The 23,312-nt window shown below is 39.0% G+C and carries 20 protein-coding genes and 2 tRNA genes; 1 reads left to right on the forward strand and 21 read right to left on the reverse strand.

Annotated features, from left to right (window positions below; translation table 11 throughout):
• Positions 1-172: 172 nt before the first annotated feature.
• The gene (locus tag QM917_RS09600) at positions 173-1,282 is read right to left on the reverse strand and encodes an AI-2E family transporter (protein ID WP_075231255.1); all 1,110 of its coding nucleotides are present in this window, start codon (positions 1,280-1,282) and stop codon (positions 173-175) included.
• A gap of 105 nt (positions 1,283-1,387) precedes the next feature.
• Between QM917_RS09600 and pbp3 the strand changes: the two genes are divergently transcribed.
• On the forward strand, positions 1,388-2,629 hold the full coding sequence (gene pbp3, locus QM917_RS09605; protein WP_414285581.1) for a D-alanyl-D-alanine carboxypeptidase PBP3: 1,242 nt from the start codon (positions 1,388-1,390) through the stop codon (positions 2,627-2,629).
• 185 nt (positions 2,630-2,814) lie between these two features.
• On the opposite strand, the gene QM917_RS09610 is transcribed toward pbp3, so the two are convergent.
• The 20 genes from QM917_RS09610 to QM917_RS09705 form a co-directional block, all read right to left on the reverse strand.
• Complete coding sequence (locus tag QM917_RS09610; RefSeq protein ID WP_049549258.1) at positions 2,815-4,212, reverse strand: APC family permease; 1,398 nt, start codon at positions 4,210-4,212, stop codon at positions 2,815-2,817.
• Positions 4,213-4,494: 282 nt separating this feature from the next.
• Positions 4,495-5,907 carry a Fe-S cluster assembly protein SufB gene (gene sufB / locus QM917_RS09615; protein WP_049549257.1) on the reverse strand — a complete coding sequence of 471 codons (1,413 nt, stop codon included), beginning with the start codon at positions 5,905-5,907 and terminating at the stop codon, positions 4,495-4,497.
• Positions 5,908-5,964: 57 nt separating this feature from the next.
• A complete protein-coding gene (gene sufU, locus QM917_RS09620) occupies positions 5,965-6,405 on the reverse strand; it encodes a Fe-S cluster assembly sulfur transfer protein SufU (RefSeq protein ID WP_049549256.1) in 441 nt (146 codons plus the stop codon).
• A complete protein-coding gene (locus QM917_RS09625; RefSeq protein WP_049549255.1) occupies positions 6,392-7,618 on the reverse strand; it encodes a cysteine desulfurase in 1,227 nt (408 codons plus the stop codon). Before QM917_RS09625 ends, sufU begins: the two co-directional genes overlap by 14 nt.
• Before the next feature lie 10 nt (positions 7,619-7,628).
• Positions 7,629-8,891: a Fe-S cluster assembly protein SufD gene (gene sufD, locus QM917_RS09630; RefSeq protein ID WP_414285584.1), complete on the reverse strand. Its 1,263-nt coding sequence runs from the start codon at positions 8,889-8,891 to the stop codon at positions 7,629-7,631.
• Between the two features lie 27 nt (positions 8,892-8,918).
• Positions 8,919-9,689: a Fe-S cluster assembly ATPase SufC gene (gene sufC, locus QM917_RS09635; RefSeq protein WP_000114489.1), complete on the reverse strand. Its 771-nt coding sequence runs from the start codon at positions 9,687-9,689 to the stop codon at positions 8,919-8,921.
• A 152-nt stretch (positions 9,690-9,841) separates the two neighbouring features.
• On the reverse strand, positions 9,842-10,036 hold the full coding sequence (locus tag QM917_RS09640; RefSeq protein ID WP_001081607.1) for a DUF3272 family protein: 195 nt from the start codon (positions 10,034-10,036) through the stop codon (positions 9,842-9,844).
• 22 nt (positions 10,037-10,058) lie between these two features.
• Positions 10,059-11,723 carry a DNA polymerase III subunit gamma/tau gene (dnaX, locus tag QM917_RS09645; protein ID WP_414285585.1) on the reverse strand — a complete coding sequence of 555 codons (1,665 nt, stop codon included), beginning with the start codon at positions 11,721-11,723 and terminating at the stop codon, positions 10,059-10,061.
• Complete coding sequence (locus tag QM917_RS09650; protein WP_414285587.1) at positions 11,723-12,220, reverse strand: GAF domain-containing protein; 498 nt, start codon at positions 12,218-12,220, stop codon at positions 11,723-11,725. The genes dnaX and QM917_RS09650 overlap by 1 nt, the downstream gene beginning before the upstream one ends.
• A gap of 85 nt (positions 12,221-12,305) precedes the next feature.
• Positions 12,306-13,508, reverse strand: a complete 1,203-nt coding sequence (gene rpsA / locus QM917_RS09655) for a 30S ribosomal protein S1 (RefSeq protein WP_001001618.1) — start codon at positions 13,506-13,508, stop codon at positions 12,306-12,308.
• Between the two features lie 161 nt (positions 13,509-13,669).
• Positions 13,670-13,741, reverse strand: a tRNA-Gln gene (locus QM917_RS09660).
• 9 nt (positions 13,742-13,750) lie between these two features.
• Positions 13,751-13,831 (reverse strand) — tRNA-Tyr (locus tag QM917_RS09665).
• 49 nt (positions 13,832-13,880) lie between these two features.
• Positions 13,881-14,111 (reverse strand): DUF2969 domain-containing protein, encoded by a 231-nt coding sequence (locus QM917_RS09670; protein ID WP_000037108.1) that lies wholly within the window; start codon positions 14,109-14,111, stop codon positions 13,881-13,883.
• A 135-nt stretch (positions 14,112-14,246) separates the two neighbouring features.
• Positions 14,247-14,891: a pyroglutamyl-peptidase I gene (gene pcp / locus QM917_RS09675; RefSeq protein WP_414285589.1), complete on the reverse strand. Its 645-nt coding sequence runs from the start codon at positions 14,889-14,891 to the stop codon at positions 14,247-14,249.
• 13 nt (positions 14,892-14,904) lie between these two features.
• A complete protein-coding gene (locus tag QM917_RS09680; protein WP_414285591.1) occupies positions 14,905-15,828 on the reverse strand; it encodes a DUF979 domain-containing protein in 924 nt (307 codons plus the stop codon).
• A complete protein-coding gene (locus QM917_RS09685; protein ID WP_000454775.1) occupies positions 15,825-16,514 on the reverse strand; it encodes a DUF969 domain-containing protein in 690 nt (229 codons plus the stop codon). The genes QM917_RS09680 and QM917_RS09685 overlap by 4 nt, the downstream gene beginning before the upstream one ends.
• 31 nt (positions 16,515-16,545) lie before the next feature.
• On the reverse strand, positions 16,546-18,513 hold the full coding sequence (locus tag QM917_RS09690; RefSeq protein ID WP_414285593.1) for a peptide ABC transporter substrate-binding protein: 1,968 nt from the start codon (positions 18,511-18,513) through the stop codon (positions 16,546-16,548).
• A gap of 21 nt (positions 18,514-18,534) precedes the next feature.
• Positions 18,535-19,557, reverse strand: a complete 1,023-nt coding sequence (locus QM917_RS09695; RefSeq protein ID WP_000219011.1) for a branched-chain amino acid aminotransferase — start codon at positions 19,555-19,557, stop codon at positions 18,535-18,537.
• A gap of 124 nt (positions 19,558-19,681) precedes the next feature.
• Positions 19,682-22,159: a DNA topoisomerase IV subunit A gene (gene parC / locus QM917_RS09700; protein ID WP_414285595.1), complete on the reverse strand. Its 2,478-nt coding sequence runs from the start codon at positions 22,157-22,159 to the stop codon at positions 19,682-19,684.
• A 422-nt stretch (positions 22,160-22,581) separates the two neighbouring features.
• Complete coding sequence (locus QM917_RS09705; protein ID WP_414285597.1) at positions 22,582-23,295, reverse strand: hypothetical protein; 714 nt, start codon at positions 23,293-23,295, stop codon at positions 22,582-22,584.
• Between the last annotated feature and the right edge of the window lie 17 nt (positions 23,296-23,312).

Genomic DNA, 23,312 nt, shown 5'->3' on the forward strand with positions numbered 1-23,312 from the left:
ATTTCGGAACTTTGACAACTTTAAGAAACGAATTTTCATCGCTCTGAATATAAAAATGAAGAGGACATCAATTGTCCTCTCCAGATGTTAGTTTTTATTCAACCCACTACAGTTGACAATGAGCCAAGATACAATGATCAAAAAAAGGTCGGGATTTTTTATCCCGACATCTTTATTCTGATAGATGTTTCTTAACTTCTTGTGCTTCCTTATGATTTTCATACAGTCGCGCTAAGAATTTAGCAATCTCTTTTAAAATGGAATAGGTTGGAACAGCAACAATCATCCCAATCACACCATAAATATTACTTGATAATAAAAGCAAGACTAAAATAGTAATCGGGTGAACCTTCATAACCCCACCCACAATACGTGGATATAAAATATTTCCATCAACTTGCTGAATAATCAACATATAAATGACAGCAATAATCATTTTATGAGGATCGGTGAAGAGATTTGAGATGATCATTGGAATCAAGCCAATGCTTGGTCCTACATACGGAATCAAATTAGCCAATCCAGAAAAAATGGCGAAGACCAAGGCATATCTTAGACCAATCACACTATAACCGATAAAAGCTAAACATCCAATAATAACTGCATCTATAGACACTCCACTAATGTAACGAGAAATAGTTGTATTTAGGTTTGTCAATAAACCAGATATGTTCAATTTATCTCGTTTTAATATAGTTCTTTCTAGCATGGGTAAAAATTTATGCCCATCAAGTAATAAGTAAATCAAGAAAACTGGTGTCATGATGATAATCAATACAGTGCTTACGAGTGCAGATAGAACACTTCCAACACTATTTGTCACACTGTTCAAGATATTTTGCAAAATATCAACATAAGAGAGGTTCAGTTGCTGAATAGTTTGTTGGATATCTAGATTTTGCTGGGCTGGATGTTTTGATAACTCAATGACTAAATCTTGAAGACGACCGTAAATGTTTTGACTCGAGTAAATTAAGCTACTTAACTGATTAATCAAAATCGGCAGCAGATAAACAAAACTAAGTACGAGTGCACAAACTAAGGCACAAAGGGTTAACAAAATCCCAATGATTCGATTGATTTTACATTCCTTCTCTAAAAAGATAACAATTGGGTTGGTTAGATAATACAAAAATCCTCCCAGTAAAAAAGGAATCATGATTGTATTTGCAACACTGACAAAGGGTGTAATAATAGCACCCATTTCTTTCCATAGATAGAAAATTAAGGTTATTAGTAGAATTTCAGTTGTCCAGAAGAATAGTTTGTTTCTCCGAAACATAGGCCACCTCCTCTTTTCCCTATTTTACCATATTTCAAAAAAGATTGATAGCCTTCATCATAAAAACAAGAATATTTTTTGTCTTTATGATAGAATAAAGTTACTATGAAGAAATTATTTTTAACATTAATCACGCTTATTTCATTTGGTTCTGCTACTACTGTTTTTGCTCAGGATTTTGATGTCGCAGCAAAACATGCCATCGCTGTTGAGGCTAACAGTGGTAAGATTTTGTATGAAAAAGATGCGACTCAACCTGTTGAAATTGCTTCTATCAGTAAAATCCTCACTGTTTATCTAGTTTATGAAGCTTTAGAACAAGGAAAAATCTCACTCTCTACCCCTGTTGAAATCTCAGATTATCCTTACCAGCTCACTACTAATTCTGAAGCGAGTAACGTTCCTATGGAAGCTCGTAACTACACAGTTGAGGAATTGCTAGAAGCTACTCTGGTATCCAGTGCTAACAGTGCAGCCATTGCCCTAGCTGAAAAAATTGCTGGCTCTGAAAAAGACTTCGTTGATATGATGAAGGCCAAACTACTGGAATGGGGGATTCAAGATGCTACCCTCGTCAATACAACTGGTCTTAACAATGAAACTCTTGGGAATAATATCTATCCTGGTTCTAAGAAAGATGATGAAAATAAATTGAGCGCTTATGATGTTGCTGTCGTTGCTCGCAACCTCATCCTCAAGTATCCTCAGGTCTTAGAAATCACCAAGAAACCTTCTTCGACTTTCGCTGGTATGACCATTAATTCTACTAACTATATGTTGGAGGGAATGCCTGCCTATCGTGGTGGTGTTGATGGACTTAAAACTGGTACGACTGATAAAGCTGGAGCATCCTTTGTAGGTACGACTGTAGAAAAAGGAATGCGTATTATCACTGTTGTCTTAAACGCTGACAACCAAGATACTAATCCATATGCACGCTTCACAGCTACTTCTTCTATTTTAGATTACATCTCATCAAACTTTTCTCTACAGACAATCGTCAAGCAAGGAGAAAGTTATGAAGATAGTAAATCACCTGTATTAGATGGGAAGGAAGATACTGTTACGGCTGTTGCAAAAGAAGATATCAAAATCGTTCAACGTCTTGGTAGTCGTACACAATCAACTATTACTTACACAGCGGACACGACTGAACACACTGCTCCACTAGAGGCAGGAACTGTCGTTGGACATTTGACTTATGAAGACAAGGATCTAGTTGGTCAAGGATACATTACAACTGACAAACCGAGTTTTGAGATGGTCGCAGAAAAAAATGTCGAAAAAGCCTTCTTCTTAAAAATTTGGTGGAATCGCTTTGTTCGATTTGTTAATGAAAAATTATAAAAAGAGGTTGGGACAAAAGTCCTAGCCTCTCAATTGTATTTGAATTGTCGAGCAAGACGCAGTGGTTGAGTGGGCTCTACTACGCTGATTTCATCAGCTTTTACAGCCCTACTCAACTGTGCGGAGGTGGGACGACGAAATCAAATTCTAACGAATTACCGATTTCTGTCCCACTCTCTTTTTCTTTATTCATTTTCAGCTACAGTTGAATGTTTATAGCCATAAGTAAAGTAGATAATAATTCCTATTAACAAGGCAATTCCAAATGCCATCCATGTTTCAAGAGTATACTGAAGCATGAATGAGAGGCAAATCAGAATAGACAAGATTGGTAAAAAAGGAACCAGGGGAGTTTTGAACTCGCCCTCTTTTGGCATACCCTTATCTTTTCTCAATTTGATGATCCCATAGGCTAGGAGAATAAGATAGGCTAAGGTGCAGATATTGAGAAAGGCTGCAATACTTGCAAGTGGGAAGATCCCAGCTGCAATTGCTGAAACAACACCAGTTAAGATAGTTGCATTCTTTGGAACACGACTAGTCGTGGTCACTTCTTTAAAACTTTGAGGTAACAGTCCATCACGTGCCAAACTATAAATCATTCGAGACAAGGCGTAAGTCATGGAAATACATACCGTAATCAAAGTAAAAATTGCAACGAGTGAAACATAATTAGCTGCCCAACCAATACCGATACTTCTCAGAGCAAAAGCCACTGCATCATCAACATTGAGCTTGCTATAGTGAACAATCCCCGTCAACACCAAGGTAACTAAGGCATAAAGAATGGTTACGATAGTCAAAGATAAAACAATTCCACGCGGTACATTCTTCTGGGGGCTTTGAATTTCATCAACTGCCATAGAAATGGACTCAAACCCTAAAAACCCAAAGAACATGAGTGAAGCTCCTGCCATAATCCCAGTGCTTCCACCATAAATCTGACCAAAGCCAAATGGAGCAAAGTCTGACCAATTTTCAGGTTTAATGTACCAGATTCCAACTAAAATGAATAAAGCAAGAGCAGAAAATTTTAAAACAACAAGAATAGAATTAAAACGAAGAGCTACTTTCGAATTTAAAAGTACAACACCTGTAACAAGTAGAATTACTAAAATTGGTAAAAAATCAATATAAGTACCATTTTCAGGATTAAAAGTTCCATTCAAGACTTGTGGCAAGGAAATTCCATAATGGCTAAGCAAACCTTTAAAATAGGCCGCCCAACCCGAAGCTACACCAGAAACAGCTGTCATAAATTCCATAATAGTCAGCCAACCAGCAATCCAAGCTGGAAATTCACCTAAAATTGCATATAGATAACTATAAGCACCCCCAGTTGCTGGAACACGAGAGGCAAATTCTGCAAAAAAGAGTGCAGATAAGGATACGCAAATAGCAGAAATTACAATCGATACCACAAGGGCAGGTCCTGCTAATGTTGCTGCAGCAGTTCCTGTAATGGTAAAGATACCTGTTCCCACCATAGCACCAATTCCCAAGAGAATTAAGTCCCATAGTTTTAAATGGCGATGCATTTCTGTCTTACCTAGACTAACGTCTTTGGTTCTAAAAATATTCATCATTCATCTCCCACTTTATGTGATTGTATTATTTTACCATACAAAAGACTTTTTGTGAATATTTATTAGCATTTTTCATCAAAAAAACTGAGAGTGGGACAGAAATCGGTAATTCGTTAGAATACGATTTCGTCGTCCCACCTCCGCACAGTTGAGTAGGGCTGTAAAAGCTGATGAAATCAGCGTAGTAGAGCCCACTCAACCACTGCGTCTTGCACGACAATCCAAAGATAATTGAGAGGCTAGGACTTTTGTCCCAGCCTCAGTTTCTGTTCATAAAGTTTATCCGACTGATCCTTCCATTTCGTAGCTAATCAAGCGGTTGAGCTCAACTGCGTATTCCATTGGAAGTTCTTTAGTGAAGGGTTCAACAAATCCCATGACAATCATTTCAGTTGCTTCAGATTCTGAGAGACCGCGACTCATGAGATAATAGAGCTGTTCTTCTGAAATCTTAGATACTTTGGCTTCGTGTTCCAAAGCTACTTGTGAGTTGTGGATTTCATTAAACGGAATAGTATCTGATGCTGACAAGTCATCCATGATAATGGTATCACACTCGATGTGAGAAACAGATTTCTTAGAGTTCTTGTTAAAGGTTACTTGTCCACGGTAGTCAACCTTTCCTCCACCTTTAGCGATAGATTTAGAGACAATAGACGAGCTCGTATGTGGAGCATTGTGGATCATTTTGGCACCAGTATCTTGGTGTTGCCCTGCATTGGCAAAGGCAATCGAAAGCATAGTCCCACGCGCACCTTCTCCATCAAGGTAAACAGATGGATATTTCATAGTTGTTTTGGCACCCAAGTTCCCATCAATCCACTCAACTGTCGCATCTTTTTGAGCCTTAGCACGTTTTGTTACCAAGTTATAAACGTTATCTGACCAGTTTTGGATGGTCGTATAGCGCATATAAGCTCCGTCCAAAGCAAAGATTTCTACAATGGCCGCATGCAAGCTGTTACTTGAATAAGTTGGCGCTGTACATCCTTCTACGTAGTGGACACTTGCTCCCTCATCAACGATAATCAAGGTACGTTCAAACTGACCTGTATTTTCGTTATTGATACGGAAGTAAGTTTGAAGTGGAATATCTACCTTGACACCTTTTGGTACATAGATAAAGGTTCCACCTGACCACACTGCTGAATTGAGGGCAGCTAACTTGTTATCTGTCGGCGGTACCAATTTCGCAAAGTATTGTTTAAATAAGTCTGGGTATTCCTTGAGGGCAGAATCCGTATCTGTAAAGATAATACCTAACTTCTCAAATTCTTCCTTCATGTTGTGGTAAACCACTTCTGACTCATACTGGGCAGAAGCTCCAGCTAGATAGGCACGCTCAGCTTCTGGAATCCCAATACGTTCAAAGGTCTCTTTAATCTTTTCAGGTACATCATCCCAAGAACGTGCTGGTTTATCAGAAGGTTTTTGGTAGTAGATCAAGTCATCAAAGTCAATCTCTGACAAGTCTGCTCCCCAGGTTTGCATGGGCATTTTTTTGAAGGTTTCATAAGATTTCAAACGGAATTCTAACATCCACTCAGGCTCACCCTTGGCAGCAGATAATTCACGAATAACACCTTCGTTGAGTCCTTTTCCTGTCGATAGGACAGGCTCTACATCATCATGGAAACCAAATTTATATTCACCAAGATCAATTGGTTTTGGTTCTACTCTTTCTTCAGCCATAATATCCTTTCTTTCATTCTTCATTTCTAATAATTCATAAGACAAAAGAAGCTTGTCTTATTTGTTTTCTTGATTTTCGATTGTTTTCTTAAGGGCGTTCCAAGCTAGGGTTGCGCATTTAATTCGTTGAGGGAATTTAGCTACACCAGATAAGAATGCTGCATCTCCAAGCTCGTCTTGACGTTCATCTTTTTGCCCTTGGACCATTTCAGAAAAAATGGTTGCAAGCTCTAAGATTTCTTTCTTAGTCTTACCCAAAACTGCATCTGACATCATGCTTGCAGAGGCAGTTGAGATGGTACAACCTGAGTTTAGAAAAGCGATATCTTCCAAACGGTCATCTGCATCAAACTTGACAGAGAGATTGATGACATCTCCACAGGTCGGATTGTTGAGACTGATTTGCTCAGCATCTTCCAACTTCCCTTGGTGATGTGGATTTTTTGAATGGTCCGCTACCACCGCCATATAGAGGCTATCTAGTTTAGAAAGTGCCATTGAAAAACTCCTTTGTCTTTTGTAAAGCATCGACCAGCTTGTCGCAATCTGCCTTGGTATTGTAGATATAAAAACTTGCACGAGCTGTTGCTGGGACGTCCAAATATTGAAGCAGAGGTTGAGCACAATGGTGACCGGCACGAACTGCTACTCCTTCATAATCCAGAGCTGTCGCAAGGTCGTGAGGATGAAGGTCCCCTAGATTAAAGGCAATAACACCTGAACGCTGAGCCAAATCTTGCGAACCGTAAATGGTCAAACCTTCAATTTCCTGCAATTTTGGAAAAACATATGCAATCAATTCTTGTTCATGGGCTTCAATGGCATCCATATCAATGTTTTCAAGATAATCCACTGCAGCTGCAAGTCCAATAGCACCCGCCATATTTGGCGTTCCAGCCTCAAATTTCCAAGGGAGTTCCTTCCAGCTAGCAGATTGCTCGTAGACAAAATCAATCATCTCCCCACCGAACTCGACAGGTGACATTTGCTCCAGATATTTTTCTTTACCGTAAAGAACACCAATACCAGTCGGACCAGCCATCTTGTGACCTGAAAAGGCGAAGAAGTCCACATCCAAGTCCTGGACATCAATCTTCATATGAGGCGTAGACTGAGCACCATCCACCACCATAATTGCTCCAACTTGGTGAGCCATTTGTGTGATTTCTTTGATAGGATTAACCACTCCAAGAACGTTTGATGCGTGAGCTAGTGAAACAAATTTAACTTTGTCAGTCAATTTAGAACGCAAGTCATCCATATCCAGAGCTCCATCTTTGAGATAGACATAAACAAGATCTGCCCCAGTCTTTCGGCAAGCTTCCTGCCATGGGATAATATTGGAATGGTGTTCCATGACTGAAATCAAGACCTGGTCATCTTCAGTCAAGATTTCCTCAGCATAACGTGCTACCCAATTAAGACTAGTTGTCGTACCTCTGGTAAAGAGAACTTCCTTTGTGGAGTCTGCATTAATGAACTTACGAATGGTTTCACGAGCGGCTTCATAAGATGCTGTCGCCCTTTCAGCCAAGGTATGAACCCCACGGTGAACATTGGCATTGTCCTGCTCATAGTAGTGATTAATCGCTTCAAGAACAGCTAGTGGTTTTTGTGTCGTCGCAGCATTATCCAAATAAACCAGAGGTTCGTCATTGACAATCTGGTCTAAAATCGGAAAATCCTTGCGAATCGCTTCTACATCTAACATAGGCTTCCCCTTAGCGTTTTGACAATTTTTCTTCGATCGTCGCAATCATTTCATCACGAACTTCCTTGACTGGAATCTCAACGATTACTGATCCAAGGAAACCACGAACAACCAAACGTTCTGCAGTTGCCTTATCCAATCCACGACTCATGAGGTAATACATGTCTTCTGGATCAACTTGACCAATAGAGGCCGCGTGTCCTGCAGTGACATCATTTTCATCAATCAAAAGAATTGGGTTGGCATCGGAACGTGCTTGGTCTGAAAGCATGAGAACACGACTTTCTTGTTGGGCATCTGCTCCCTTAGCACCCTTGATGATGTGGCCAATACCATTGAAAGTCAAAGTTGCTTTTTCAAGGATTACCCCATGTTGAAGAATATTTCCGATTGAGTTGCAACCATAGTTAGTTACTCGGGTATCAATCCCTTGTACCTGACGACCACTTGATAGAGCTACTACCTTAAGATCAGCATGGCTACCATTTCCAATCAAGTCACTATCAAAATCCGCAACGATATTCCCTTCATTCATGACACCGATTGCCCAGTCAATACTTGCATCGTTTCCTAATTTACCACGACGGCTAATGTAGGCAGTGACGTTTTCACCTAGACGGTCAATAGCTGCAAACTTCACTTGAGCTCCAGAACGAGCAATCACTTCTACTGTAATATTAGCAGTTGCTCTGGCACTTCCTTCACCGCGTGACTCTAAACGTTCCAGATAACTAATCTTAGAATTTTTACCAGCGATAATCATAATATGCTTGTTAAACGGCACATCGCTATCACTATCTTGGTAGAAAATTCCTTCGATTGGTTCAGCAATCTCAACATTATCAGGAATGTAGAGAACAGCACCACTGTTAAAGTATGCTGTGTGGTAGGCTGCCAACTTGTCATCGTCATACTTAACAGATGACATGAAGAATTCTTCGATCAGTTCTGGAATTTCTTCTAAAGCTGAATGGAAGTCTGTAAAGACAACACCCTGTTCAGCCAACTCAACTGGAATTTGCTCAAAAACAGTTTGAGTTCCTACTTGCACCAACTTCAAGTGGTTATCTAGTGCAGTGAAATCTGGAACATTTGCTGATGGCTCACTTTCTGTAATAGTTCCATCACCCAGATTCCAACGGTGGAATTTGACACGCTCAATGACTGGCAATTCCAAACTTTCAATCTTGTCAAAAGCTTTTTGACGGAGGTCAGCCAACCAGCTTGGTTCAGCGTGCATTTCTGAAAAAAGTTTAATAGTTTCTTTAGTCATTTACTTCTCCTAAAAGATACGAGGGAATTACAATTCTTCCTTGTAGTCGTAGCCAAGTTCTTCAGCTAGTTTTGCGTATCCTTCACGTTCCAAACGCGCAGCCAATTCTGGACCACCAGAAAGGACAACACGCCCTTCCATCATCACATGTACCACGTCTGGTGTGATGTAGTTCAAAAGACGTTGGTAGTGAGTGATAATCATAGCACCAAAGCCTTCACCACGCATAGCATTCACACCTTTAGATACAACTTTAAGAGCGTCAATATCAAGACCAGAGTCAATCTCATCCAAGAGGGCAAAAGTTGGTTCCAACATCAAGAGTTGAAGAATTTCATTACGTTTTTTCTCACCACCTGAGAAACCTTCGTTGAGGTAACGTTCTGCCATTTCTTCTTTCATGTTGAGCAATTCCATTTTTTCGTCTAGCTTAGTGATAAATTCACGAACTGAAATCTTCTCATCATCTTCTTTACCAGCATTCATAGCTGCACGAAGAAATTCAGCATTGGTGATTCCAGGAATTTCTGATGGGTATTGCATGGCAAGGAAAAGTCCCATACGCGCACGCTCGTCCACTTCCAACTCAAGGATATTTACACCGTCAAACAAGACTTCACCTTTAGTGACTTCATAGTTTGGGTTTCCCATAATAGCAGCTGAGAGAGTTGATTTACCAGTACCATTTGGTCCCATGATAGCGGCAATTTCTCCTGTTTTAAGAGTCAGGTTAACCCCTTTTAAAATTTCTTTTCCTTCGATTTCAACGTGAAGATCTTTGATCTCTAATACTGACATGATAATTCCTTTCTTTTCAATCCGTTTTACCATTTTCGCTAGAAAATTGTCCTTAGTTTTCTAGTAAAAAACGATAAAATATCAATAAATATACTTTAATAGTATAACAAAAAAAAGCCTAAAAGGCTTTAATTTTGTCTAGAAGCTGAGGGTTACTTCTTTCCTCGAAAATGGTCATCTATAGCGTTCACAATTTTACCCATAATATAGCTAACTCTAAAATTTCTTAGGATTAAAATAGCCCAAAGCAAGGCCACGATATACCGTTGCTCCATGATGGATTCATTAAAAAAATAAGTCTCAGCAGCAGTAAATAAGGCCATAATTATAAATTGTTGTCTGTTCATCGTATTATGTTACAAAATCCTTTTAATCTTCTGCTATGGTCACTTTATCCGCTAGAAATTCAAATCCTTGAGGAAGGAAAGATTCTTCAACTTCTTCCTTAACGGGTTGACCTTGAGACGATTTAGCCTTCGCTGAGAAGTCTGCTCTGACTTCTTTCCACTCGTCCATAGATATAGCAAGAATCTCTGGTGAAAATCCCGCTGCTTGACTGAGGATATTACCAAACATGGTGTTGAGATTATCCCGTTTCATGGTCTGACCAGCATTAAAGTTAGATTCGAAAGCCAAAATCGCATGATGTTCATTAGCAGCAACTGGTTTAGAACCAGCCAAGAGTGCCTTATCTGGACCAGATAAGCTTTCAATGACTTCTCCCCAAGCATTCTGAAGACGGATTAAGTTTTGACGAGCTAAGTCTGGATTTTCTACTGCTTCTTGAAGAATAGACTGCACCTTATTTCGGTCTACACGATAGATTGACTTACTGTTAGTCGGACGACTTGGTGTAGAAACATTTTGTTTGGGATTAGAACCAACATTGGCAAGAGCTTGTTTCAATCGTGCAACTTCTTCTCGAAGAGAAGACAATTCCTCAGCCACCTCACCTGAAAGTTCTGGTTGAGAATCAATTTCTGCTAAACGAATAGTCATCATTTCGGCATAAATTTTAGGTTGTAGGCTAGCCTTAATATCAGCTAGACTTCTAGTAGCAAGACTAATCATCTCAAACAAGACATCCTGCGGAAGAGCTAAGTTTCTCTCAAATGCATCACTATGATGTGTATTTTCGCCGCCTGCTTGAACAATTAAGATATCACGTAGATATTGCAGCAAATCGACTACAAAACGTGTCATGCTCTTTCCATTCTCAAAAATCAGATCAAGATTTTGAAGGGCTCCCGGTACATCCTTTTGAGCTAAAGCAGCTACGTAATGATCCAAAGCACTTAGACTAATAGTCCCCGTTATTTCCTCAGAAACAGCTGTTGTTAATCTAGCATCTTGAGTCAAGCTCAATGCTTGGTCTAAAATGGACAAAGCATCCCGCATACCACCTTCGGCCCTACGAGCAATAATCTCAACAGCTTCAGTTTCATAAGCAATCCCTTCCTTCTCTAAAATATGGAAGATATGATCTCGAATATCCTGAATTTTAATAGATTTGAACTCAAAGCGTTGAACACGAGACAAAATGGTTGCAGGAATCTTATGAAGCTCTGTCGTTGCTAGGATAAAAACAACATTAGGAGTTGGTTCTTCAAGAGTTTTCAAAAGGGCATTGAAGGCTCCAGTTGAAAGCATATGAACCTCATCAATGATATAGACCTTATACTGAGCTATACTTGGAGCATAGGTTGATTTATCACGAATATCACGAATTTCATCCACTCCATTGTTCGAGGCCGCATCCATTTCGATAACGTCTTCCAAGCTACCGTCTGTTACAGCTTGACAGATATAACAGTTATTGCAAGGTTCTCCTCCCTCTTGATTAGGGCAGTTCATAGCCTTGGCAAAAATTTTGGCTACGCTGGTTTTTCCAGTTCCACGAGGGCCTGAAAAAAGATAGGCATGGCTGATCTTTTCCTGCTCTACAGCTTGTTTCAGAGTTTTTGCAACAATTTCTTGGCCTACTAACTGTGAAAATGTTTGACTTCTATATTTTCGATAAAGGGCCTGATACATTACACTTTCTCCTCAAACATTAAAAAATTCCATTCGGTTTTCTCTAACAAAATAGCAACAAACTCTTCTAGATATTTCTGATCCAAGTCATCATAATCATCAACAAGAGATGAATCTAAATCTAGAACGCCCAAAAGACGTCCCTCTTTAACCATCGGCACAACAATTTCACTACGAGCACTACTATCGCAAGAAATATAGTGTGGATAGGTTTTTACATCACCAACAATAACTGTTTGACGACTAGCTGCAGATTCGCCACAAACACCTTTTCCAAGAGCGATTCGTACACATGAAACTCCACCTTGAAAGGGGCCCAAGATCAGTTCATTTCCATCAAATAGATAGAAACCTGCAAAAACAGTATTGGGAAAGCTTGTTTTTAGCAAAGCACTAGCATTTGAAAGATTAGCCAGCACATTGTGCTCTCCTTCTAAAAGATAAGAGAGCTGTTCATTTATTGTTTGATAAAGTGATTCTTTTTCTGAATATAACATAAAACCATTATATCAAAAAATGCTAGTAGAAAAAAGAAAAATCCCTTGTTTTAAAAACAAAGGATTTTATTCAAATTCGAATGGATTAAAGTTCGATGTCTCCGAACAAGTCAGCCATCGAGAATCCTGTTTGAGTTTCAGGAAGTTCAAAATCACGTTTTTCTTGACGTTTTGGACGACGTGGGCGTGGAGCGCGTTTTTCTTCTTTTTGTCCTTCTTCTTGAGCTGGACGTTCTTCAAGAGCTTTGATAGAAAGAGATACACGTTCTGCATCAGCGTTAACTTCAAGAACTTTAACAGTAACTTCTTGACCAACTTTAAGAGCTTCTTTTGGATTTTCAATACGTTTGTGTGAAATTTGTGATACGTGAACAAGTCCATCGATACCTGGCAATACTTCAACAAATGCACCGAAGTCAGTCAAACGTTTAACTGTACCTTCTACAACATCACCTTTAGCCAATTTTTGCTCAACGCCATCCCATGGTCCAGGTGTTGTAGCTTTAAGTGAAAGTGATACACGTCCTTCTTCTTCGTTAAGATCAAGGATTTTCACTTCAACTTCTTCACCAACAGTTACAACTGATTTTGGTGAAACGTTACGTTCGTGTGACAATTCAGTCAAGTGAACCAATCCGTCAACACCACCAAGGTCGATGAAAGCACCGAAGCTTGTGATACGTGCAACTTTACCAGTTACAACATCACCAACAGCCAATTTACCAAATACTTCAGCACGAGCTGCTGCTGTAGCTGCTTCTACAACTTCACGACGTGAAAGGATGAAGCGGTTTTCTTTAGGATCAACTTCTTTGATTTTAGCATCAAACTCTTGACCTACAAAACGCTCAGTGTTACGTACAAAACGAGTATCCAACATTGAAGCTGGGATAAATCCACGTACACCTTCAAATTCTACTGAAAGTCCACCCTTAACAGCGCGAGTTCCTTTAACTGTAACAACTTCTTCTTCACGTCCTACAAGTTTGTCCCATGCTTTGCGAGCTTCAAGGCGTTTTTTAGATACAAGGTATGTTACTGTATCAGTATCTTTACCAACTACTTGACGAAGTACAAGAACATCCAATACTTCACCTACTTTTACAAAGTCATTGATATCTGCATCGCGATCGTTTGTCAATTCGCGAAGAGTCAAGACACCTTCAACACCAGTTCCAGAGATTGCAACGTTAGCTTGAGTAGCATCAACTGTCAATACTTCAGCACTAACAACATCACCTGGCTCAACTTGGCTAACGCTATTTAGCAAATCTTCAAATTCGTTCATCTAAAAAATCCTCCAACAATCAAGTTTTTCTTAAACTTGACATACTTATAATTTTTTCCTAAGCACCCGCAAAGACATGTTATATCGTTCACGTCCTTCAATTATAAAAATAAAATACCCTAAGATATTTTTCTTTTTATCTTGAATATATTACCTAAGAACTGGGGTAGCTGGATTCGAACCAACGCATGAGGGAGTCAAAGTCCCTTGCCTTACCGCTTGGCTATACCCCAAAAGTGAAATGGAGAGAGAGGGATTCGAACCCCCGAACCCGAAGGAGCGGATTTACAGTCCGCCGCGTTTAGCCTCTTCGCTATCTCTCCAATGTTCAACAAAAACTATTATATCATGAAAAATTACAAAAAACAAGCTTTATTTTGCTAAATTATAGTTTTCAATCAAAATTTCCACAGCTTTTTCAAGTTTTTTATAAAAACTATCGACATTTCCATTCTTTATGATCGCAAATTGATTATCTAGTTCAGCAATTTCACCAATAACCTTTTTACCGATCGTTAAAGTATACCCTTCATACTTTTCCTTACCAACTAAAACAGTTGCGTCTGTTAATTGAATTTCAATTTTTTTATCTTTTTTACTCATACCATACCTCTTTTCACTCTTCCTATTGTACAAGAAATTTAAAAAACTGGCAAGAAAAAAACTCTTTACCAAGCTAATCTTGGTAAAGAGTTCCTAGAATCGTCTAGAGAAATTTTTTCCTTGAATTTTAGTCAATTAATGGGTCGCTCCACCAACTATTTTCAAGTCCTTATCTTTATATTCTACGATAGCACCAATCGCAGCTTCGATACCTCTGACGATATCAGTTAAATTCATAGATGCTGTATTAGGTTTATTGATCACCTGTTCTGTCATATAGGGAATATGCATAAAGCCTGCTCTCATATTTGGAAACTTTTTATCCGCTAAATAGAGAGCCTGGTACATCAAATGATTACAAACAAAGGTTCCTGCTGTATTGGACACTGTAGCTGGTAACCCTTCCTCTTTAATCGCTTGAACCATTGCCTTAATAGGTAGTGTGCTAAAATAGGCTGCTTGACCGTTCAGGCGTATAGGAGTGTCAATAGGCTGATTCCCTTGGTTATCAGGAATTCTAGCATCATCTTGGTTGATGGCAACTCGCTCAGGAGTTAGACTAGCTCTTCCTCCTGCTTGTCCGATGCAAAGCACCGCATCTGGCTGAAAGCGGACGATTGCTGTTTCTAAAACCTCTGCTGCTTTATAAAAGACTGTTGGGATTTCTACCCAATGAATTTCAGCTCCATGAATCTCTTTCGGTAATAATTTAACAGCTTCCAAGGCTGGATTGACCTTTTCACCACCGAAAGGATCAAAACCTGTAACTAATATTTTCATTTTATTTCCTTTGCTAAAACGCCAAATAGTACATCAAAAATATATGTAGAATAATCATGATAATAGCCACTCCTACTTGCGCTTTGATAACCCCATTTGGATCTTTCATATCCAGGAGAGCTGCCGGTAAAGCATTAAAGTTAGCCGCCATTGGAGTCAATAAGGTTCCACAGCAACCTGCCGTCATTGCTAGAGCTGCAGCTACGATTGGATCAGCTCCCAAGGCAAATACAAAGGGAACACCAATTCCAGCAGTAATAACCGTGAAGGCAGCAAAAGCATTCCCCATTATCATGGAAAATAGAACCATCCCAAGGACATAAGCTACCACTCCCATAAAACGACTACCCGAAGGCACTAGACCGCTTATCAAATGAGAAATCAGGTCTCCAACTCCTGCTACGGTAAATATTGCCCCTAAAGCACCTAAAAGTTGAGGCACAATCCCACTGGTTGAAACTTGTTGCACCATGCGATTGTTTTCTGCTAACAAACTTCTAGGAGAACTCTTAGTAATCAATAAAAGTGAGATGGTTGCGAAAAATGCAGCAAGACTGATAGCAATCTTACTAAACTCAGGGATCATTTTTGCTAATACCAAAGCAATCAAAGCCATTAACATGACTGGAATAAAAACTTTATTCTTTAGTCGTTTAGCTTCAATGTTTGCCTTGACTTCATCCAGAGACGGTAAGGTGCCGATACGAACCTGTTTAAAGAGAGTTAGCAGGGCTAATAGCACTACGATAACTCCAATACAGACAGAAGGTAGATAGGAACCACCGATAAAACTGATGCCCAATAAAGCCCAAAACCCAGCCGTTCCAAAGCGAACTGGGTTTGTTTTATCTTTATAGCTACAATAAGCTGTATGAAGGAATTGACAACCAATCACAATATAGGTCAACTCTAATAACTGTCTTGCTAGATTGGTCATTCTTCTTTCCCTTTACTAACCTTATTTGCTAGCAGTTTTCTATCAAACAGGTAATTGTAAATCCCAACTATAAATAGGGCAATTCCTGCAACTATAAGCGAAGCTGAAGCAATTCCTGCATAATTACTTTCGTAACCTAATTGGTCCAGTGTGCCCCCTATCAAGAGGACACCACCTGCACCAACGAAAGTGTTTTGAGCAAAGAAATTTGCGAAATTATCATTTGCTGCTGCACGCGCTTTTAGCGCTTCGCTCTCCTGCTCCGTTAATTTTCTACCTAATTGAGACTCTGCTGCTGCTTGTCCCATGGGTTGAACCAAAGGCCTTACAAACTGCGGATGTCCTCCAAGACGAATGGCAAAGAAACCATCGAGTTCCCGAAAAAAGAAATACACTGTATAAAAACTTCCAACTGTTAGTCCCTTTATCTTTTGAATCAAGTCAATCGAACGTTGCTTGAGGCCAAAAGTTTCAGATAAACCTACCAGTGGCAAGGTTACCATAAAAATCGTCAGAACTCGTTGATTACTAAATTCTTTTCCCAAAATTTCCAAGAACTCAACAAGAGAAACTCCAGAAACTAGAGCGGTAACTAAACTAGCTAAGACTACCGTTGCAATGGTATCTAATTTATAGATAAAACCAACCACAATGATAACTATCCCTATTAGTTTAATCCATTCCATATAGGCCCCTTTTCCAAAATACTAGTCTGGTTTATTTGACATGACTTTCTAGTTCTTTTTGGTATTTATTGTTTGATTCCAATTTCTCTTTTTGCCATTTTTCAAGAGCTGCTTGATATTCTTTAGCCGTTACAATCTCTTTTTGCAATTTCATTCCCTTGAAGATATATGGATCACCCTTGATACCTACTTGTGAGTAAGGTTTAGAGAATGGAACGACGTTGCTGACAACTGGTGAACCTCCTGATGAAGCTGTTGGCATCAAGAGAGAACTATCAGTGAGCCATGCTTGAGCTTTAGCATATTTTTCATATCTCTTATCCAAGTCATTTTTCTCAGAAACTGCATCATCCAAGAGTTTCTTATATTCGTCCAAACCTAGTTGAGCTACTACTTCTTTGTCTTTTCCTTTAGTAATACCAAGGTGTTTCATAGCAGAACCAGTCTTAGGATCCATGATATTGAGATAACTTGCTGGGTCTTGGTAGCTTGGCGCCCATCCAGTACTGTTCAAGTCATAGTCTTTTTGAGCAGGAACACGTGCTTGAGACGTAATGCTTTCCTTCTCGTTATCAGTCATTTGAAGAACATCGATCACGACATTTTCAGAACCAAGAGTTGACTCGATTGATTGTTTAAAGGAATTGCTTTGTTGAACAGCAATGGTATCTGTTTGCTCAACTGGAACATCCAAGTGAATTGGGAAGGTTACACCTTTTGCTTCCAATTCTTTCTTAGCTTTTTCAAATGAAGCTTTGGCTTTGTCAGGATTGTAGATGGTATCTTTTCCGTCAACGAGCTCAACACCTTTCCATTGGTCTCCATAGTTGATCAATTCTTTTTGAGCGATATCACCAAAGTTTTTACCACCAGATTGAACGAAATTGTCTGGTACTAAGCTATTACGAATAATCTTATCCGCACCATCTTCACCATTGAGCTGGGCAGCATAAGAATGACGGTTGAAGGCAAAGTTGATTGCTTGACGGAAGTCCTTGTTCAACATTGCTTCTTTTGTAGAAGTTTTCTGTTCTTCACTTGTTTTTGCTGTCTTATTGAAAGATTGACGGTTTACGTTAAAGGTAAAGTAGTAACTAGTTGAATCCTGTGGGCTGTATGTAATTTTATCTCCGTATTGTTCCAAAGTTGAGGCAAAGTTTGAGCTACTTGGGAAGAGGCGAGCTGTTGTGTAAACACCTGAAGAGAAGCTACGGATCAAGGATTCTTGGTCTGAACCATCATAGTAAGTTAATTTAACTTTCTCGATTTTAACCTTCTCTTTATCCCAATAATTTGGGTTCTTTTCATATTCGATTAAAGATTTTGAAGTCAATGTCTTCAAGATATATGGACCGTTATAAAGAATACCAGCTGGGCTGACCGTTCCGTAATTCTTACCTGATGCTTTGAGGAATTCTTCATTTACAGGCAACATAGTTGCTGAAGTTACTTTTGAATTCCAGAAAGTTTCAGGTGCATTTAGAGTGTACTCAACAGTATAATCATCTACTGCCTTAACCCCAACTGTTGAGAAGTCGTTAGTCTCACCAGTCATATATTCATTCAAGCCCTTGATTGAGTTTTGAATAAGAGTGACACCGTCTGATTTGCCATCTGCTACGTGTTTCAATCCTGTAACAAAGTCATGCGCAGTTACTTCAGCGTATTCTTCACCTTCTGAAGTATACCATTTAACCCCTTTACGAAGTTTATAAGTATAAGTCAAACCGTCTTGTGAGACACTCCAATCCTCAGCAAGGGAAGGAATCAAATTCCCATATTCATCGTTTTCCAACAAACCATCAACGACGTTACCGATGATATCAGTTGTTGAAGTACGAGTTGCGATACTGTAGTCCAAAGATGATGGGTCTACTCCATAGACATAAGAGAAAGTTGTAGGCGCATCTGCTTCCTTGTCAGCTTTCCCACAAGCCACAAGAAGAACTGCTGTACTCAGGACCACTCCTGCTGTTAACATCCACTTTTTCGTTTTCATAAAGAACTCCTTTAATAATTTTTAATCTACTTTTACAATCCAACCTTCTGGCGCTTCAATATCACCAAATTGGATACCTGTCAATTCATCGTATAGTTTACGAGTCACTGGACCAACCTCTGTCTCACTGTAGAAAACGTGGAAGTCATCACCGTGTTGGATTCCCCCAATAGGTGAGATAACTGCCGCAGTACCGCAGGCACCTGCTTCTACAAATCGATCCAAACTATCAATTGGTACATCACCCTCAACAGGTTTCAAGCCCAAACGATGCTCTGCCAAGTAAAGCAATGAGTACTTGGTAATGGATGGCAAGATTGATGGACTCAATGGGGTTACAAACTCATTATCAGCTGTAATCCCAAAGAAGTTTGCTGAACCAACTTCTTCAATCTTGGTGTGAGTTGATGGGTCAAGATAAATAACATCTGAGAAATGACGAGATTTAGCCATTTTTCCTGGCAAAAGACTAGCTGCATAGTTCCCACCGACCTTGGCAGCCCCTGTTCCATTTGGTGCAGCACGGTCATACTCATCTTGAATCAAGAAGTTTGTTGGAACCAATCCACCCTTAAAGTAATTTCCAACTGGCATAGCAAAGATGGTAAAAATATACTCCTCAGCTGGTTTTACCCCAATGATATCTCCAACACCAATCAAGAGTGGACGGAGGTAGAGGGTTCCACCAGTTCCATAAGGTGGTACGTATTCCTCATTAGCACGAACAACGGCTTTACAAGCCTCTACAAACATTTCTGTTGGAACTTGAGGCATCAAGAGACGATCACAGGTACGTTGCAGACGTTTAGCATTTTCATCTGGACGGAAGAGTTGAATACTGCCATCCTTTGTACGATAGGCTTTCAATCCTTCAAATGCTTGTTGTCCATAGTGAAGGCTTGGAGATGATTCTGAGATATGCAAGGTTGCATCTTCTGTTAATTCTCCTTGAGTCCATTGTCCATCTTTAAAATAAGCGATATAACGATAAGGTAGTTTCATATAGGAAAAACCGAGATTTTCCCAATCGATCGTAACTGTCATGACAATCTCCTTTATTCTAATCAAGCTTTGTGTTCTATTCTACACTATTCTCCTAAAAATTCAAGTATTATTTGTAATTTTCTGAAAATTTTACTTATTAAAAATCAGTCACTAGGACCGATTTTTAATTTTCTTTGATTTCTTTAAAGATTTCTTTAAGATAAGCATCAAAAACTTCTTCATCAGAAATGCTATCTGAGATAAAGCTTCCATTGCTTGTACGTTCTGATAGATTCAAATCTTGTAGGATTGATTCGTAAATCGTTCCATTATTTGATTGAATAACAAGTGTTTGTTCTCCATCTTCTACTTCTGTACTAAAGAGATCTCCAACAAATCCTTGTTCTGAGACCGCTCCAGCCAAGAATACGCGATGGGGTTTACTCTTTAATTCTCTCAAGACTTGAAGGCCACGATTGGCACGACTGGTTGCTGGAATTTCCTCTGTTGAAACACGTTTCAAGCTTCCACGTTGCGTTAAAAGATAGAAAGATGAAGTATTGCAGATAAAGGCTGATTGTATCACATCATCTGCTTTCAAGTTCATGGCTTTGACACCTGCAGCTTTGGCACCGATAACTGGCACTTCTTCGATGTTAAAGCGGAGGGCATAACCGTTTCGACTGATCAACAGAACATCATCCAATTTAATCGGAGCTACTGCTACAATCTGGTCAGTATCGTCTTTCAACTTAGCGTACTTGACAGATTTAGAACGATAGGTTCTCCATGGGGAGAATTCTTTGCGTTCTACGCGTTTGATTTGTCCAAGTCGTGTTGCTGCAAAATAAGTTGTCGCATCATCAAATTGATCCACAACTTCTACATAGAGCACTTCTTCATTGGTTTCAAAGTTTGTAATAGACTGGCTCAAATGCTCTCCGATATCCTTCCAACGAATATCTGCCAACTCATGGACTGGTCGATAAATGACGTTCCCAAGCGTTGTAAAGATTAAAAGATGCTGGGTAGTTTTCACATTTTGAACGAATAGCAATCGGTCATCATCCCGTTTACCAATTTCTTCTAAGGTTGAAGCTGCAAAGGAACGAGGGCTAGTACGCTTGATATAACCTGCCTTAGTCACACTGACGTAAGTATCTTCTTCAGCGATCAGACTAGCTGTATCAATCTCGATGACTTTTGCTGTATCTTCTAAAGTACTCAAACGTGAAGTCGCAAATTTCTTCTTGACCTCACGAAGTTCTTTCTTCATGAGATTATACATTGTACGTTCATCACCGATGATAGCTGCAAGCATAGCAATCTTTTCACGAAGTTCTGCTTCTTCCTCCTGCAAGACAACCACGTCTGTATTGGTCAAACGATACAGTTGCAAGGTAACGATAGCTTCAGCCTGCTCCTCCGTAAAATCATAGCTGACCTTGAGGTTTTCCTTGGCATCAGCCTTATTCTCAGAAGCACGGATAAGGGCAATAACTTCATCCAAAATCGAGATAACACGAATCAAACCTTCCACGATATGGAGACGTTTCTCAGCCTTTTCTTTGTCAAAGCGAGAACGCGCCAAGATCACTTCACGACGGTGGGCAATATAGCTAGACAAGATTGGTACAATTCCAACCTGACGAGGGGTGAAATTGTCAATCGCCACCATATTGAAATTGTAGTTGATTTGTAGGTCAGTATACTTGAAAAGATAGTTGAGAACAAGCTCGGTATTCGCATCTTTCTTAAGTTCAATAGCGATGCGAAGACCATCACGGTCAGACTCATCCCGAACCTCAGCAATCCCTGCCACCTTGTTATTGACACGGACTTCATCGATTTTCTTTACTAAGTTAGCCTTATTGATTTCATAAGGAATCTCAGTGATAACGATTTGTTCCTTACCACCTTTAAGTTTCTCAATTTCAGTCTTGGAACGAACAACCACGCGCCCTTTCCCAGTTTCATAGGCTTTTTTAATCTCATCACGACCTTGGATGATAGCTCCCGTAGGGAAATCTGGCCCAGGCAAGAATTCCATCAACTTATCGACCTTGGCAGTCGGATGATCAATCATGTAGACTGTAGCATCGATAACTTCAGCCAAATTATGCGGTGGAATATCTGTGGCATAACCAGCTGAAATCCCTGTAGAACCATTGACCAAAAGATTTGGAAAGGATGCTGGCAAGACAGTTGGTTCTTTCTCGGTATCGTCGAAGTTCCAAGCAAAAGGAACAGTCTTTTTCTCGATATCTTGAAGGAGATAACCTGCAATTTCAGACAATCGTGCCTCAGTATAACGCATAGCCGCAGGCGGATCTCCGTCCATAGAACCGTTGTTACCGTGCATTTCAACTAGAATCTCACGATTTTTCCAATCCTGAGACATACGGACCATGGCATCATAGATAGAAGAATCACCGTGTGGGTGGAAATTACCCATTATGTTCCCGACTGACTTAGCCGACTTACGGTAACTCTTGTCAAAGGTATTGCCATCTTTATTCATCGAATAAAGAATACGACGCTGAACCGGCTTCAAGCCATCACGAATATCTGGCAAAGCCCGGTCTTGAATGATGTACTTGGAGTAGCGACCAAAGCGCTCTCCCATGATGTCCTCTAAGGACATATTTTGGATATTACTCATATAGGATACAAAGCCCGTAAAATGCAAAGTGAAAATAGGAAATTCTTAAAGCGAGCGACGCTCTCAAGAGAATTTATCTTTTTCACACAGCATTTAGGGTGTGTTCAACTCCTTTCAAAGAATGTAGAGTAGTTTTTTTATAGACGAAGGTGTTCAGTTACTTTATATAACTAAACTATCCTTTCTGTAGTTTAAAATACGTTTTAAAAAATGCATCAGGAGTTTTCACACAGTATTTAGGGCGTGTTCAACTCCTTTCAAAGAATGTAGAGTAGCTTTTTATAGACAAAGGTGTTCAGTTACTTTATATAACTAAACTATCCTTTCTGTAGTTTAAAGTTTTAACATTTGTTGCTTAAGTTAGTAGAATAGTTTTCACTTCACTTGTATATAGATTTAACTACTTTTATATAAAAAGAGTTTTATTTATTCATTTTATGTATAGTTCCCTCTCTTGTAATCCTTTTTAAAATTTCTCGAGAATCTTTAACTCTTTTTTGTTTTTCAATCATTTCATCTATATTAATAGTTGGAACGTTTAAATTTTTGTCAGAATTTTTAAGAAGGGTTATTATTTCATTTATTTCTTCAATTTTTTTATTAATATCTTTTAAATATTTAAGAGGATCTGGACCGATATTTTTAAATAGAAAATAATTATCTTTTTTACATTCTTTTAAAATGTATTTCTCCTTTTTATACAAACGTTCTGCTTCTTTTTTCTTAAATTCCTCTGTAACATAATCACTATTTTTTAATTGTTTTAGATATTCATAATCCATTATGAAAGACTTGTAAATTATAGACCAAATAAGCTTCTTTTTAGATCTAGTAGAAACATTTCTAAGGGAATCTTTCAAATAAAAAAAGTAAACTTGATTTTCTAACATAAATAATTTCAAATTGTTCTTTCTTTCAATTAAACTCATACCTTTATCAAACTCTATTTGTAATTTTTCCACCTCTAATTCTAACATCTCTTGATATTTGTCTCGCATCTCTTTTTTTAAACTATTTTTATCATAAATCAAGAAAACGATTACGCCTAGAAAAATAGCAAATATCAAACCCAATGCTGCATAATAAGCTGTAGTCAATTTTTCCACAATGTTTACTGTTTCTTGAATTTTTTCCATTATAACCCCTCTTGTAA

The sequence above is a fragment of the Streptococcus infantis genome (genome assembly GCF_047460685.1).
Classification (GTDB): Bacteria; Bacillota; Bacilli; order Lactobacillales; family Streptococcaceae; genus Streptococcus; species Streptococcus infantis_AD.

Coding starts and splice junctions, on each gene's coding strand:
- sufB (WP_049549257.1), bottom strand. CDS start 5,907: ATGGCTGAAGAAAGAGTAGAACCAAAACCAATTGATCTTGGTGAATAT.
- QM917_RS09610 (WP_049549258.1), bottom strand. CDS start 4,212: ATGAATATTTTTAGAACCAAAGACGTTAGTCTAGGTAAGACAGAAATG.
- QM917_RS09625 (WP_049549255.1), bottom strand. CDS start 7,618: ATGTTAGATGTAGAAGCGATTCGCAAGGATTTTCCGATTTTAGACCAG.
- QM917_RS09600 (WP_075231255.1), bottom strand. CDS start 1,282: ATGTTTCGGAGAAACAAACTATTCTTCTGGACAACTGAAATTCTACTA.
- QM917_RS09650 (WP_414285587.1), bottom strand. CDS start 12,220: ATGTTATATTCAGAAAAAGAATCACTTTATCAAACAATAAATGAACAG.
- QM917_RS09640 (WP_001081607.1), bottom strand. CDS start 10,036: ATGAACAGACAACAATTTATAATTATGGCCTTATTTACTGCTGCTGAG.
- QM917_RS09690 (WP_414285593.1), bottom strand. CDS start 18,513: ATGAAAACGAAAAAGTGGATGTTAACAGCAGGAGTGGTCCTGAGTACA.
- pbp3 (WP_414285581.1), top strand. CDS start 1,388: ATGAAGAAATTATTTTTAACATTAATCACGCTTATTTCATTTGGTTCT.
- rpsA (WP_001001618.1), bottom strand. CDS start 13,508: ATGAACGAATTTGAAGATTTGCTAAATAGCGTTAGCCAAGTTGAGCCA.
- QM917_RS09705 (WP_414285597.1), bottom strand. CDS start 23,295: ATGGAAAAAATTCAAGAAACAGTAAACATTGTGGAAAAATTGACTACA.
- parC (WP_414285595.1), bottom strand. CDS start 22,159: ATGAGTAATATCCAAAATATGTCCTTAGAGGACATCATGGGAGAGCGC.
- QM917_RS09670 (WP_000037108.1), bottom strand. CDS start 14,111: ATGAGTAAAAAAGATAAAAAAATTGAAATTCAATTAACAGACGCAACT.
- sufD (WP_414285584.1), bottom strand. CDS start 8,891: ATGACTAAAGAAACTATTAAACTTTTTTCAGAAATGCACGCTGAACCA.
- dnaX (WP_414285585.1), bottom strand. CDS start 11,723: ATGTATCAGGCCCTTTATCGAAAATATAGAAGTCAAACATTTTCACAG.
- QM917_RS09695 (WP_000219011.1), bottom strand. CDS start 19,557: ATGACAGTTACGATCGATTGGGAAAATCTCGGTTTTTCCTATATGAAA.
- sufU (WP_049549256.1), bottom strand. CDS start 6,405: ATGGCACTTTCTAAACTAGATAGCCTCTATATGGCGGTGGTAGCGGAC.
- QM917_RS09685 (WP_000454775.1), bottom strand. CDS start 16,514: ATGGAATGGATTAAACTAATAGGGATAGTTATCATTGTGGTTGGTTTT.
- QM917_RS09680 (WP_414285591.1), bottom strand. CDS start 15,828: ATGACCAATCTAGCAAGACAGTTATTAGAGTTGACCTATATTGTGATT.
- pcp (WP_414285589.1), bottom strand. CDS start 14,891: ATGAAAATATTAGTTACAGGTTTTGATCCTTTCGGTGGTGAAAAGGTC.
- sufC (WP_000114489.1), bottom strand. CDS start 9,689: ATGTCAGTATTAGAGATCAAAGATCTTCACGTTGAAATCGAAGGAAAA.